At 64.1% G+C, this 14,634-nt stretch carries 9 protein-coding genes; 7 read left to right on the plus strand and 2 right to left on the minus strand.

Features of this window, described 5'->3' with window-relative positions; genetic code table 11:
• The first annotated feature begins 25 nt into the window (after positions 1-25).
• Positions 26-2,347 (plus strand): Tex family protein, encoded by a 2,322-nt coding sequence (locus GA829_RS11185; RefSeq protein WP_195178560.1) that lies wholly within the window; start codon positions 26-28, stop codon positions 2,345-2,347.
• 10 nt (positions 2,348-2,357) lie between these two features.
• Here GA829_RS11185 and GA829_RS11190 read toward each other — a convergent pair whose 3' ends face one another.
• Positions 2,358-3,326, minus strand: a complete 969-nt coding sequence (locus GA829_RS11190; RefSeq protein ID WP_195178561.1) for an AraC family transcriptional regulator — start codon at positions 3,324-3,326, stop codon at positions 2,358-2,360.
• A gap of 117 nt (positions 3,327-3,443) precedes the next feature.
• Here GA829_RS11190 and GA829_RS11195 point away from each other — a divergent pair, with 117 nt between their 5' ends.
• Positions 3,444-4,337, plus strand: a complete 894-nt coding sequence (locus tag GA829_RS11195; protein ID WP_195178562.1) for an SDR family oxidoreductase — start codon at positions 3,444-3,446, stop codon at positions 4,335-4,337.
• On the opposite strand, the gene GA829_RS11200 is transcribed toward GA829_RS11195, so the two are convergent.
• Complete coding sequence (locus GA829_RS11200; protein ID WP_195178563.1) at positions 4,322-5,242, minus strand: LysR family transcriptional regulator; 921 nt, start codon at positions 5,240-5,242, stop codon at positions 4,322-4,324. The genes GA829_RS11195 and GA829_RS11200 overlap by 16 nt on opposite strands.
• Positions 5,243-5,390: 148 nt before the next feature.
• Between GA829_RS11200 and GA829_RS11205 the strand changes: the two genes are divergently transcribed.
• From GA829_RS11205 to GA829_RS11225, 5 genes are all read left to right on the plus strand, one after another.
• Entirely contained in the window at positions 5,391-6,587 is a 1,197-nt protein-coding gene (locus tag GA829_RS11205) for an acyl-CoA dehydrogenase (protein ID WP_195178564.1), read from the plus strand.
• Between the two features lie 227 nt (positions 6,588-6,814).
• The gene (locus tag GA829_RS11210) at positions 6,815-10,174 is read left to right on the plus strand and encodes a transglutaminase family protein (protein ID WP_195178565.1); all 3,360 of its coding nucleotides are present in this window, start codon (positions 6,815-6,817) and stop codon (positions 10,172-10,174) included.
• Between the two features lie 6 nt (positions 10,175-10,180).
• Positions 10,181-12,592 carry a circularly permuted type 2 ATP-grasp protein gene (locus GA829_RS11215; RefSeq protein WP_195178566.1) on the plus strand — a complete coding sequence of 804 codons (2,412 nt, stop codon included), beginning with the start codon at positions 10,181-10,183 and terminating at the stop codon, positions 12,590-12,592.
• Positions 12,593-12,654: 62 nt separating this feature from the next.
• Positions 12,655-13,539, plus strand: coding sequence for a transglutaminase family protein (locus GA829_RS11220; RefSeq protein ID WP_195178567.1), 885 nt, complete (start codon positions 12,655-12,657; stop codon positions 13,537-13,539).
• 138 nt (positions 13,540-13,677) lie between these two features.
• Positions 13,678-14,616, plus strand: coding sequence for a glycosyltransferase family 2 protein (locus tag GA829_RS11225; RefSeq protein ID WP_195178568.1), 939 nt, complete (start codon positions 13,678-13,680; stop codon positions 14,614-14,616).
• Positions 14,617-14,634: the final 18 nt, after the last annotated feature.

A 14,634-nucleotide genomic window follows, 5' to 3' on the forward strand; every position in this document is an offset into this window, starting at 1 on the left:
TCTTTTGGCGAGCAGCAGGAACGACATGGCATCCGACATCAAGCGCATCGCAGCCCTCATCGCGGTCGAGATCAAGGCGCGGCCCGAACAGGCGGCGGCAGCGATCGGACTGCTCGACGAGGGGGCGACGGTGCCGTTCGTGGCGCGCTACCGCAAGGAGGTCACCGGTGGGCTTGACGACACGCAGTTGCGCGACCTTGCCGAGCGCCTCGTTTATCTGCGCGAGCTCGACGCGCGCCGTGACACCATCCTTGGTTCCATCCGCGAACAGGGCAAGCTGACAGACGAACTCGAAGGCAAGATCACCGCCGCCACCACCAAGGCGGAGCTGGAAGACATCTATCTGCCCTACAAGCCGAAGCGGCGGACCAAGGCCGAGATCGCGCGGGAGCGTGGTCTGGGACCGCTGGCCGAAGCCATCCTTGCCAACCGCTCGCTGGTGCCGGCCGAGCTGGCGCTGACTTATGTGACCGAAGAGGTGGCGGACGTGAAGGCAGCGCTCGACGGCGCGCGTGACATCCTGTCCGAACAGTTCGCCGAGAATGCCGATCTGGTCGGCAAGCTGCGGACCTACATGAAGGATCGCGCCTTCATGCGCGCCCGCGTCGTCGACGGCAAGCAGGAGGCCGGCGCGAAATTCTCCGACTATTTCGAGCATGTCGAACGCTGGGGCAACGTGCCCTCGCACCGCGCGCTGGCGATGCTGCGCGGGCGCAACGAGGAAGTGCTGTCGCTCGATATCGAGGTCGATGCCGACGACACGTCGGCGGTGAAGCCTGTCGAGCGGATGATCGCCAATGCCTATGCCATCGGTGCCAGCCTGCCGGGCGATCGCTGGCTGATGGAGGTGGCTGGCTGGACCTGGCGGATCAAGCTGTCGCTGCACCTGACGCTCGACCTGATGCGGGACCTGCGCGAGCGGGCGGAGGAGGAGGCGATCCACGTCTTCGCCCGCAACCTGAAGGACCTGCTGCTCGCCGCGCCGGCAGGCTCGCGCGCCACGATGGGGCTCGATCCGGGCATCCGCACCGGCGTCAAGGTGGCGGTGGTGGATGGCACCGGCAAGGTGCTGACGACGACGACCGTCTATCCGTTTCCACCCAAGAACGATGTGCGCGGCACGCAGGCCGAACTGGCGAAGCTCATCCGCCTGCACAAGGTGGAGCTGATTTCGATCGGCAATGGCACCGGCAGCCGCGAGACGGAAAAGCTGGTCGCCGACATGCTGGCCGACATGCCCGCGGATTCCGGGCCGAAGCCGCTCAAGGTGATCGTCTCCGAGGCCGGCGCCTCGGTCTACTCGGCCTCGGCGACGGCAGCGGCGGAATTTCCCGGCCTCGATGTGTCGCTGCGCGGCGCGGTGTCGATCGCGCGCCGCCTGCAGGATCCGCTGGCCGAACTGGTCAAGATCGAACCCAAGTCGATCGGCGTCGGCCAGTACCAGCACGATGTCGACCAGTACCGGCTCGGCCGCTCGCTGGAAGCGGTGGTCGAGGACGCGGTCAACGCCGTCGGGGTCGACCTCAACACGGCATCGGCGCCACTGCTGGCGCGCGTGTCAGGCCTTGGCGCGTCGCTGGCCGATGCCATCGTCGCGCATCGCGATGCGACCGGGCCCTTCGCCAGCCGCCGGGAGCTGCTCAACGTGTCCCGGCTTGGACCTCGGGCGTTCGAGCAGTGCGCCGGCTTCCTGCGCATTGCCAATGGCTCGGAACCGCTTGACGCATCATCGGTGCATCCGGAGGCCTATGGCGTGGCGAAGAAGATCGTCGCTGCCTGCGGGCGCGATGTGCGTTCCCTGATGGGCGACAGTGCGGCACTCAAGGCGCTCGATCCGCGCGTCTTCGTTGACGAGCGTTTTGGCTTGCCGACAGTGCGCGACATCCTGGCGGAGCTGGAAAAGCCCGGCCGCGACCCGCGCCCCGGCTTCAAGACCGCGACCTTCGCCGACGGCATTGACGATATCAAGGACCTGAAACCCGGCATGCAGCTCGAAGGCACTGTCACCAATGTCGCGGCCTTCGGCGCCTTCGTCGACATTGGCGTGCATCAGGACGGGCTGGTGCATGTCTCGCAGCTCGCCGACCGTTTCGTCAAGGACGCGCATGAGGTGGTCAAGGCCGGCGACGTGGTCAAGGTGCGCGTCGTCGATGTCGATATCAAACGCAAACGCATCGCGCTTTCCATGCGCAAGGATGGTGACGGCGGCGCTTCGAAGGGCGGGCCGCGCGACAATCCCGGGGGCAGGCCGGCGCCGCGCTCACCGGCACCGCAGCGCCAGCCTGAGAAACCAGCGAGCCAAGGCGCTTTCGGCGCGGCATTGGCGGATGCCTTGAAGCGCAAGTAGCCAATGCTGGTCAGCTTGCTGCGCGTGCGAGCCGATTGGCGTTGGCGGCTTCCGCTTCGCCATTTGGCGCGGACGCGGAAGCCCGGCCACGGCCATATTGCCGTGGCGAACAACCCATTACCCGCTTGAAGGCCGTGCTGAAGGCGCTTTCTGATTCATAGCCGAGCGACAAGGCAATGGTGGAAACCGGATCGCTGGAATGCACCAGCCTGTCGCCGGCCAAGAACATGCGCCAGCGCGTCAGGTAGTCCATGGCAGGGGTCCCGACCGTCTCCTTGAACCGCAGGGCAAAGGTCGAGCGCGACATGCCGGCGCGTTCCGCCAGCGTCTGCAATGTCCAGCCATGTGCCGGATCGTCATGCATGGCGCTGATCGCCGTGCCCATCTGCCTATCCGAAAGGGCGAAGAGCCAGCCGACGCCACCCTTCATGCCTTCCGCCATATGCAGCCGCAGGGCCTCGATCAGAATCATGTGGGCGAGGTGCTCGACAATCAGAAAGCCGCCGGGCCGGTGCTCGCGCAATTCCTGCATCATCCGCTCCACCGGCCAGCGCAGCGCCGAGTTGCCCCGGATGTGGACGATGGATGGCAGCATCCGCAACAGGATGCCGGCATGGTCGCCGGCAAGGGCAAAACGGCTGCTGACCAGCAGGAAATCGCCGCCACCATTGTGGGACGTGATGCCGCCTGAGCGCGCGGGCGAAAACACCGTGCGGGCATCGACCGGCGTCATGGCCATGTCGCTGGCAAGGCGGAAAGGCCGCCCGCGCGGCAACAGGAAGCAGTCGCCTGTCTCCAGCAGCACTGCATCGGCAACGCCGTCCATGGACAGCCAGCACTGGCCGGAGACCACGGCGCCGCATTTGATGGCCGCCTGCTGGTCGGGAAACTGGATCGACCAGTCACCGCCTGCTTCAAGGCCAGCCGAGAGGTAATTGCGCGGCTTGAGCAGCGACAGCACGTCTGACAGAGGATCCATAGACATTTCCGGACGATTGCGAAGATAATACGGACCTTAGAGCATAGATCGTATTTTCTCAACCACTTACCTTGATTGCAACGGCGCTGCCCTCAATCAGATCAAGGATAAATCGTCATGCGTGTTTTCGTTACCGGGGCGACCGGGTTTGTCGGGTCCGCTGTTGTTCAGGACCTGGTTGCGGCGGGTCATCAGGTGCTTGGCCTTGCTCGTTCGGATACGGGTGCAAACTTGCTCGTGGCTGCTGGCGCCGAGGCTCATCGCGGCGATCTCGAAGACCTGGATAGCCTGCGCAGCGGCGCAGCGCAGGTGGATGGCGTGATCCACACCGGTTTCAATCACGACTTTTCGAGGTTCGCGGCCAGTTGCGAATTGGACCGGAGCGTTATCGAGACGATCGGCGCGGCGCTGGAGGGCTCCGAGCGGCCACTGCTTGTCACGTCTGGCCTGGCCCTGGTCAGGGATGGCGGCGTGGCGACGGAGGCTAACGACCCTATTCCCGCTTCTGCCGCCATACCGCGCGCCTCGGAAGCCGCCGCTGAGGCGCTGGCGGCGCGTGGCGTGCGTGCGTCGGTGGTGCGTCTTTCGCCCTCCGTCCATGGCGATGGCGATCATGGCTTCGTTCCAATGCTGATCGCAGCGGCGCGCCAGAAGGGCGTTTCGGCCTATATTGGCGATGGTGCGAACCGCTGGCCTGCCGTTCACAGGCTCGATGCCGCGACATTGTTCCGGCTCGCCCTGGAGAAAGGGACCGGCGGCGTGCGTTACCATGGTGTCGCCGAAGAAGGGGTGCCGACGCGTGAGATCGCCGAAGTTATCGGCCGTCGCTTGAACTTGCCGGTTGTCAGCAAGACGGCCGACGAGGCCGCCGGTCATTTCGGCTTCGTTGGACATTTCTTCGGCAGGGATTGGCCGACCTCGAGTGAGAAGACAAGGGATGTGCTGGGCTGGCGGCCAAAGCAGGCCGGGTTGATCGCCGACCTTGACCATCCCCGCTATTTCGGCGGCTGAGCAAGCCAGGCCGCCGACGTATCGACATGCGTCAGCAGCCAGTCGCGAAAGCTGGCAACCGGTGGATGACTGCGTTTGTCGTGCGGCACGACGAGGTAATAGGCGCTGCGGCTTTGCATCGGCCGGCCGGGCGCCGGCACCAGTTGGCCGCGCTGCAACTCGCCCGATATGAGGATCTGCGGCAGCAGCGCGACACCCAGGCCGGCCATGCAGGCCTGGGCAGCGGTGCCAAACTGCTCGAACTGCATGCCCGGCCCGGTCGGCGCGCTCAATCCCTGATGCTCGAACCACTCGGTCCAGGCCCCGGGACGTGTCGCCATATGCAACAGCGGCAAGCGGCCAATATCGGCTGGCGCCACTATATGGCGGCCAGCCAGAAACTCGGGCGACACCACCGGTGCCACCACCTCGCGCACGAGCAACGTGGAATCGGCATCCGGCCAGTCAGGCAAGCCATAGTGGATGGCTGCATCCAGCCGTTCCCTGGTAAAGTCGAAGCGGCCGACGCGGGTGACGAAGTTGATGGTGATATCGGGATTGCTTTCGACGAAATCCGGGATCAGCGGCATCAGCCAGCGCGTGCCGAAGGTTGGCAAAATGGCCAGGTTCAAGATGCCGCTATGCCGATTGCTCATCAATCCAAGCGCTGCGTCGCGCAACTGGCCAAGCGCTGAACGCACAGCATCGGCATAGATTTCGCCCGCACCCGACAGCCTGACATTGCGGCTGTCGCGCTCGAACAAGCGGCGGCCGAACTGGTCCTCCAAAAGCCTGATCTGCCGGCTGACGGCCCCTTGAGTCAGGTCGAGTTCCTGCGCGGCGGCGGTGAAACTGCCAAGACGCGCCACCGCCTCGAAGGCGGCAAGGGCGCTGATGTTGGGCAAAAGACGGCGCTGGACATTCATGATCCATTACTAACGCTCATTGATCGGCGAAGCAATTTCGTTTGATTTTTTTAGGCCGGGGGATGATAAGCCGGGCACTTCAAGATTATTGTGCCTGTTGCCCAGATCTGAACGGTCTGGATGACAGGCATCAGGTTGGGAGAGAGCCATGGCCGCCGACAAGAATGCATTTGTCTGGGAAGACCCGTTCCTGATCGAGGACCAGCTTTCCGAAGACGAGCGCATGGTGCGCGATGGCGCTGCGGCCTTTGCCGCCGACAAGCTGGCGCCACGCATCGAGGAGGCCTACCTCAACGAGACTTTCGACACGGCGATCTTCCAGGAAATGGGCGAAGCCGGTCTACTCGGCCTCAACATTCCCGAGGAATACGGCGGGCTCGGCGCCAACTACGTCACCTACGGCCTGGTGGCGCGCGAAGTGGAGCGCGTCGATTCCGGCTATCGCTCGATGATGTCAGTGCAGTCGTCGCTAGTGATGTATCCGATCTACGCCTATGGCTCGGAAGAGCAGCGGCAGAAATTCCTGCCCAAGCTGGCCAGCGGCGAATGGATCGGCTGTTTCGGCTTGACCGAGCCGGATGCGGGTTCCGACCCGGGCGGCATGAAGACACGCGCCGAGAAGACGGCGAACGGTTACCGGATCTCCGGCTCGAAAATGTGGATTTCCAACGCGCCTGTCGCCGATGTGTTCGTCGTCTGGGCGAAGCTGAAGGGCGAGAACGGCAAGGACGAGATCCGTGGCTTCGTGCTCGAAAAGGGCATGAAGGGGCTTTCGGCGCCGAAGATCGGCGGCAAGCTGTCGTTGCGGGCCTCAATCACCGGTGAAGTGGTGATGGAAGGCGTCGAGGTTGGCGAGGACGCGCTGCTGCCCAACGCCAAGGGCCTTGGCGGCCCGTTTGGCTGCCTCAACCGCGCCCGCTTCGGCATTTCCTGGGGCTCGATGGGTGCTGCGGAAGATTGCTGGCACCGCGCCCGCCAGTATGGGCTCGACCGCAAGCAGTTCGGCAAGCCGCTGGCCGGCACGCAGCTTTACCAGAAAAAGCTCGCCGACATGCAGACCGAGATCGCCCTTGCGCTGCAGGCTTCCCTGCGCGTCGGGCGGCTGCTGGATGAAGGCAAGATGGCGCCGGAGATGATCTCGATCGTCAAGCGCAACAATTGCGGCAAGGCGCTCGACATCGCCCGCCAGGCCCGCGACATGCATGGCGGCAACGGCATCCAGATCGGCTATCACGTCATGCGCCACGCGCAGAACCTGGAAACGGTTAACACCTATGAGGGCACGCATGACGTGCACGCGCTGATCCTTGGACGGGCGCAGACCGGTTTGCAGGCGTTCTTCTGAGCCGGGCAGCGCCATAAAGGCAATTCGCACCTGAATGGGTTGCTGATCGCGTTACTAAAAGTCCGCGCGATGAGGACCGCCTTCCCCCACTCCGGAGTGGGGGTCGACCTGCTCGGGGAGGCGAAACAAGGCGTTCGATTGGGTGCACCGCAACATCCGCTTGGAGATCGGCTATAATCTGTGTCAGGGTCTGGTGTTCGTTCTGAAACGCTGAATTCCGGGGCTCCATGGCAATTCTGGCAGCTGTCTATCACCTGACCCACTACAAATATGACCGGCCGGTGGTGCTTGGTCCCCAGGTCATCAGGCTGCAGCCGGCGCCGCATTCCCGCACCAAGGTCTTGAGCCACTCGCTCAAGGTCGAGCCGGCGAACCATTTCGTCAATCTCCAGCAGGACCCCTACGGCAATTTCCTCGCCCGCTTCGTCTTTCCCGAGCCGGTGACGGAATTGAAGATCGAAGTCGATCTCGTCGCCGACATGACGGTCTACAATCCGTTCGATTTCTTTGTCGAACCGTCGGCCGAGGCGTTTCCGTTCGAGTATCCGGAGGAAATACGCGACGACCTGACCATCTACCGGACGCCGGAACCGGCCGGTCCGCTGCTCTCGGCGCTTCTCAAGACCATCGACCGCAAGGCACCCAACACCGTCAATTTCCTCGTCGACCTCAATGCCCGGCTGCAGCGTGAGATCGCCTATATCGTGCGCATGGAAACCGGGGTGTTCTCGCCGGAGGAGACGCTGGCCGCCGGCAAGGGATCGTGCCGTGACACGAGCTGGTTGCTGGTGCAGATCCTGCGCAATCTCGGCATAGCCGCGCGCTTCGTCTCCGGCTACCTGATCCAGTTGAAGCCCGATCTTGTCGCGCTCGATGGCCCAGCCGGAACCGCCGTCGATTTCACCGACCTGCATGCCTGGTGCGAGGTCTATCTGCCGGGCGCCGGCTGGATCGGCTTCGACCCGACCTCCGGCCTGCTCACCGGCGAGAGCCATGTGCCGCTGGCGGCGACGCCGCATTTCAGAAACGCGGCGCCGATTTCGGGCATGGCGAGCTTCGCCAATGTCGAATTCGGCTTCGATATGCGGGTCGACCGCATCGCCGAACATCCGCGCATCACCAAGCCATTCTCGGACGAAAGCTGGCAGGCGCTCGATGCGCTCGGCAACAAGGTCGATGCCGTGCTGAAGGACGAAGACGTGCGGCTGACCATGGGCGGCGAGCCGACCTTCGTGTCGATCGACGATTTCGAGTCGGCGGAATGGAACACCGCCGCTGTCGGCCCGACCAAGCGCGAGAAGGCCGATGCGCTGATCCGCAAGCTGCGTGAGCGCTTCGCGCCGGGCGGTTTCCTGCATTACGGCCAGGGCAAATGGTATCCCGGCGAAAGCCTGCCGCGCTGGACCTTCTCGCTTTACTGGCGCGCCGATGGCGAGCCGGTCTGGAGCGATCCGTCGCTGATCGCACGCGAAAAGAGCGAGGCGGATATCGGGCCGAAACAGGCCGAAAGCCTGCTGACGGCGATTGCCGGTGAACTCGGCATCGAGAAGACCATGGTCAGCGAAGCCTATGAGGACCCAGCCGAATGGCTGCTCAAGGAAGGCAAGCTGCCCGAGAATGTCGATCCGTCCAATTCCAAGCTGGAAGACCCGGAAGAACGCAGCCGTATGGCGAAAGTGTTCGAGCGCGGGCTGACCAAACCATCGGGCTACGTGTTGCCGGTGCAGCGCTGGAACAGCCAGGCATCCGGTCCGCGCTGGCGCTCGGAAAAGTGGAAGACGCGGCGCGGGCGGCTGTTCCTGGTACCGGGCGATTCACCGGTCGGCTATCGCTTGCCGCTGGGGACGCTGCCCTATGTGCCGCCGGCGCAGTTCCCTTACATCGTGCCGGTCGATCCCTCGCTGCCGCGCGGAGCGCTGCCGGCGCGGGAGGCAATACTGCCCGTGGCTGCTCCCGCCGAACTGGAGGGCGCTGACGAAATGGCGCGCCGTCAGCAGGCGGTGTCCTTCACCGCCGCGACCGGCCAACAGGACCGGGTCGAGCAGGAGATCACCGAGATCGGCGGCGCGGTGCGTACCGCGCTCTCGGTCGAGCCGCGCGATGGCCGGCTTTGCGTGTTCATGCCGCCGGTCGAAGCGCTGGAGGATTATCTTGAACTGGTCGCTGCCGCCGAGAACGCGGCAAAGGCCATTGGCCTGCCCGTGCATATCGAGGGCTATGGGCCGCCGCACGACCCGCGCCTCAATGTCATCCGGGTGGCGCCCGATCCCGGCGTTATCGAGGTCAACATCCATCCGGCATCCAATTGGCAGGATTGCGTGGCAACGACCACGGCGATCTACGAGGAAGCGCGGTTGACGCGGCTTGGCGCCGACAAGTTCATGATCGATGGCCGCCACACCGGCACCGGCGGCGGCAACCATGTCGTGGTTGGCGGCGCGACGCCCAATGACAGTCCGTTCCTGCGCCGCCCCGATCTGTTGAAGAGCCTTGTGCTGGAATGGCAACGGCATCCGGCACTGTCCTACCTGTTCTCCGGCCTGTTCATCGGCCCGACCAGCCAGGCGCCGCGCTTTGACGAAGCGCGGCATGACTCGCTCTATGAACTCGAAATCGCCATGGCGCAGGTGCCGCATCCGGACAACGGCGCGGCACCCTTGCCGTGGCTGGTCGACCGGTTGTTCCGCAACCTTTTGACCGATGTTACGGGAAATACGCACCGCTCGGAAATCTGCATCGACAAGCTGTTTTCGCCAGATGGGCCGACAGGACGGCTGGGGCTGGTCGAGTTCCGCGGTTTCGAGATGCCGCCTAATGCGCGCATGTCGCTTGCCCAGCAATTACTGGTGCGCGCCATCATTGCCCGCGCGTGGAAAAATCCGCTCGACGGCCGCTTCGTGCGCTGGGGCACCTCGCTGCATGACCGCTTCATGCTGCCGCATTATGTCTGGGCCGACTTTCTCGATGTGCTCGACGACCTCAAGCTCAACGGTTTCGAATTCCGGCCGGAATGGTTCGACGCGCAGCTCGAATTCCGCTTTCCCTTCTGTGGTGACGTCCAGCATGCCGGCATCAAGCTGGAACTGCGGCAGGCGCTGGAGCCATGGCACGTCATGGGCGAGCAAGGCGCGATCGGCGGCACCGTGCGCTTCGTCGATTCCTCGGTCGAGCGTCTGCAGGTGAAGACCGAGGGCCTCAATCCGGAACGTCATGCCATCGTCTGCAATGGCCGCGTGGTGCCGATGAAGGTGACCGACAACCGGGAAGTCGCGGTTGCCGGCGTCCGCTTCAAGGCTTGGCAGCCGTCTTCGGGCTTGCATCCGGCGCTGCCGGTCAACACACCGCTGGTGTTCGATATCTACGACCGCTGGGCGGGGCGGGCGATAGGCGGCTGCGTCTACCACGTCGCGCATCCGGGCGGGCGCAACTACGATACGTTCCCGGTCAATGGCAACGAGGCTGAGGCGCGGCGGCTTGCGCGGTTTGAACCGCGCGGCCATACGCCCTCGGGTTATGTGCTGCGCGACGAACAACCCGGAGAAGATTTCCCGATGACCCTTGACCTTCGGCGTCCAGCAAGACTGTGATCAGCGATGGCAAAGGGGAATCACAAGAGGATACGCGGCAAGCCGCAGATCCACAGCCTGCTGGAGCACTACCAGCCGATTGATGGCGTCGTCGACGAGATGGTCGATGCGGCGGGCAATCCCCGTCCGGTCTGGAAGCATTTCATCGAGGCGCTTGACGATCTCGGGCCCGAAAAGCTCAGCCAGCGCTTCGCCCGTGCCGATCAGTATCTGCGCGATGCCGGTGTCTACTACCGTGTCTATGACAAGGCCGGCGCCAACGAGCGCGAATGGCCGCTGGCGCATGTGCCGGTGCTCATCGAGGATAAGGAATGGGCCGCGATCAGCGCCGGCCTTGTCCAGCGCGCCGAGTTGTTCGAGGAAACGATTGCCGACATTTATGGCCCTAACCGGCTGGTCGAAAAGGGCATCCTGCCGGCAGGACTGATCGCCGCCAGCCCCGAATATTTGCGTGCTGTTGTCGGCACCGTGCCGGCCAGCGGGCATTTCCTGCATTTCTGCGCCTTTGAGCTCGGCCGTGGTCCGGATGGCCAATGGTGGGTGCTTGGCGACCGCACCCAGGCGCCATCGGGCGCCGGCTTCGCGCTGGAGAACCGCGTTGCCACCACACGCGCGCTGTCGGATCTCTACGGCGAAATGCATGTGCATCGGCTCGCAGGTTTCTTCCGCCGCTTTCGCGATGCACTGATCGGCATGGCCAAGGAATCCGATGGCCGGGTTGCCATCCTGACGCCGGGGCCGCTCAACGAAACCTATTACGAGCACGCCTATATCGCCCGCTATCTCGGCATCATGCTGCTCGAAGGCGAGGACCTTACCGTTTCCGGCGGCAGGCTGATGGTGCGCACTGTTTCGGGCTTGATGCCGGTCAGCGTGCTTTGGCGGCGGCTCGACGCCGCCTTCGCCGATCCGCTCGAGCTGCGTTCGGATTCGCAGATTGGTACGCCAGGCCTGGTCGAGGCGATCCGCCAAGGCGCCGTTTCCTCGGTTAACGCGCTCGGCTCCGGCCTGATGGAAACGCGGGCGCTGCTTGCCTTTTTGCCGAAGATTTCGCGTGCCTTGCGCGGCGAGGAACTGCTTCTACCCAGCGTCGCGACTTGGTGGTGCGGGCAAGAGAAGGAGCGCGCGCATGTGCTGGCCAACATCGAGCGCATGGTGATCGGCCCGGCGCTGTCGACACGGCTTGCCTTCGAGGACGACGACCAGACCAGGCTCGGCTCAGCCCTGTCGGCGCAAGAGCGCGCGGAGCTTGTGGCGCGTATCGAACGTGCCGGCGGCGATTTCGTCGGCCAGGAAGCGGTGACGCTGTCGACCACGCCGGTCTATGTCGGCGGCTGGCTGGAACCACGGCCGGCGAGCCTGCGCGTCTATCTGGCGCGCACGCCGGACGGTTGGACGGTGATGCCGGGCGGCTTTGCCCGCGTCGGCCTTTCGCTCGACCCGACCGCGATTGCCATGCAACGCGGCGGCCAGGCCGCGGATGTCTGGGTGGTCAGCGACAAACCGGTGGAGCGTGAAACGCTGCTGCCGCAAGAGAGCGACAGCTTTACCCGCACAAGGCCGGGCAGCCTGCCCAGCCGGGCGGCGGAAAACCTGACCTGGCTTGGCCGCTACATCGAACGCTCGGAAGACACGGTGCGCATTCTGCGCGCCTATCATGTGCGGCTGGCCGAGACCTCAGATCCTGACATGCCGCTGCTGGCCGATATCAGGGACTATCTCGATCCTTTTGGCATCGACGTCGAGACGGCGATCCCGTCTGGGCTGATCGGCACGCTCGACAGCGCCGTCTACAGCGCCGGGCAGATCCGCGACCGGTTCTCGCCGGATGGCTGGCTGGCGCTGAAGGACCTGTCGAAGACCATTCATCAATTCGCCACGACAGTGGCGCCCGGCGATGACGCGACACGGGCGATGACCGTCATCCTGCGCAAGCTTGCCGGTTTTTCGGGCTTGCTGCATGAAAACATGTACCGTTTCGCCGGCTGGCGCTTCCTGGAGGTTGGCCGACGGCTGGAGCGCGGCATCCAGATCGCGCGCACGCTGGCCCGCCTGACCAATCCCAAGGCGCCTGATGGCGCGCTCGACATGATGCTGGAGATCGGCGACAGCGTCATGACCCACCGGCGGCAATATCCCGTGCAGGCCGGCCGCCGCACCGTGATCGATCTCCTGGCGCTCGACCCGCTCAATCCGAGGTCGATCCTGTTTCAGCTCGAAAGGCTGAAGGCCGAGATCGGCCTGTTGCCGGCGCTGGGCGGGGAGGGGCATATGTCGCCGGCGGCCAAGGAGATCCTGCAGCTCAACACCGCCATCGCCATCAAGGAACCTTCGGACATGACGGTGAAGGCGCTGAGCGATCTCGCCCACGAAATCGGCGGTCTCTACAACAGCATCGCCAAGGCCTATTTCGGGTGAGCCGGTGCCGCGAAGGCGCCACGCGGTCTTGCGACCCTGCGGCAGGACAAGAAAAGTAGCGTATGCTCTACGACATCAGGCTTCATCTCCACTACGATTACGCGGCGGCGGCCGGGGGCGGCCGTCACCAGGTGCGCGTGCTGCCGTCGACGATCGCCGGTGTGCAGCGCGTCATCGCTGCTTCGCTCTCTTTTGCGCCGGCGCCCAATGAACGGTCCGATTTTTCCGACTTCTTCGGCAACAGCGTCACCTCGATCGCCTTTCGCGACGCGCATGACGCGCTCGATATCCGGATGAGCGCGCGTGTCGCGGTGTCGCGGCCAGAGCCCGGGCTCGATGTGTCGCCCGACCTTCATCGGCTTCGCCAGGAACTCGTCACCGTGCGCTCGCTGTCGTCGGCATCGCCGCATCATTTTCTCGCCGCCAGCGATCATGTGAGCATTGATGCGGCGATCACCGCCTACGCACGCGACAGTGTCGGCGGTTCGGCGGTCGGCACAGCCATTGACCTGTGCAACCGCATCCGTCGTGATTTTGCCTATGACGGCGAGGCGACCACGGTCCGCACCCGGGCCAGCGACGCTTTCAAGCTGAAGCGCGGCGTCTGCCAGGATTTCTCGCATATCATGATCGCCGGCCTGCGCGGCCTTGGCATTCCGGCGGGCTATGTCAGTGGCTTCCTGCGCACCATCCCGCCGAAGGGCAAGCCGCGGCTGGAAGGTGCTGACGCCATGCATGCCTGGGTCAAGGTGTGGTGCGGACGCGATGCCGGCTGGCAGGAATTCGATCCGACCAACGGGATGCGGGCCTCGAACGACCACATCACCGTCGGCTATGGCCGCGACTATTCGGATGTGGCGCCAATCGTTGGCGTGCTGAAGACGACCGGCGGGCAGGTCGGCGAGCAAGCGGTCGACGTCATCCCGGTTGTGCTCGAAAAAGCGTGACGGCAAACACAGTTTGCGACAAAACACCCCTATCCGATTATTCTGGATCGGATAAGACGACTTCTCAAACATCGATATGGTCGTTACCCTGTATTGGAGAGGGGTGAGGGCGGTATTTCCGGTTTCGGGGTTTTGTAATTGAAAGCTGTCAGCGTCGTCATCCCCGCGCATAATGCCGCGACCACCATCGCGACCACGCTGGCGTCGTTGCGTCCAGAGATCGACGTGATTGGCGAGATCCTGCTGGTCGATGACGCGTCGCTTGACAATACCACTGATGTGGCGCGTCGCGTCGCTTCGCAATTAGGGCTGCCATTGCGTGTTATCGCGGCCAGTTGTCGTGATTCCGGCGGTGCCCGGAATGTGGCGCTGGCCGAAGTGCGCTTCCCTTGGGTCTACATGATCGATGCCGACGACCTTCATCTTGAAGGCGGGCTCAGGTCCTTGCTGCTGCGGTCGAAGGCCGAACCAAAGGCCGGCATGATCGTTGGCGGCTTTCGGCGAAGGGTCGACGGCGAGGACCGGCAAATCAAGGTTCCGAGTGGCTACACAGCCGCCTCTCTCGATAACGCCTCGGCCTACGTAAAGGGCGATATCCGCTCGGTCGCCGTGGGCAGCGTGCTGGTGGCCCGGCACATTATCGGCGAGACAAGGTTCCCGGTCGGGCTGGCCTATGACGAAGACACGCTGTTCTGGGCACGGCTGATGAGCAAGGCCTCGCTCGCCATGATCCCGCAACCCGTGATGATCTATGAGGTTTCGGTTGAGCGGTCCGACAATCGCTTTACCGTCAACCCGGCGCGGCGCTTCCTCGACTGGCGCCTTGCACTGCATAGGCTCGTCGATTGCGGCCTGCCCAAAGCCGCGCTCAAGACGAGGGAAGGATTGGTTGCGCTGAAGATCGCCCGCGTCCACTACGCGCGCGGCGACATGGATACCGCCGCCCGCTTCCTGGCCATTGCCGCGGCTGCGCCAAAGGCACGTTCCGAGACCTGGCGCTGCATGCGCTACCGGTTCAAGATCGCGGCGCGAAAGCGCTTTTCGCTGCCGCAGATACAATGGCAGGGTGCCCTGTAGGCCAATAGCGCCGGCACT

The organism is Mesorhizobium sp. INR15, assembly GCF_015500075.1.
Classification (GTDB): Bacteria; Pseudomonadota; Alphaproteobacteria; order Rhizobiales; family Rhizobiaceae; genus Mesorhizobium.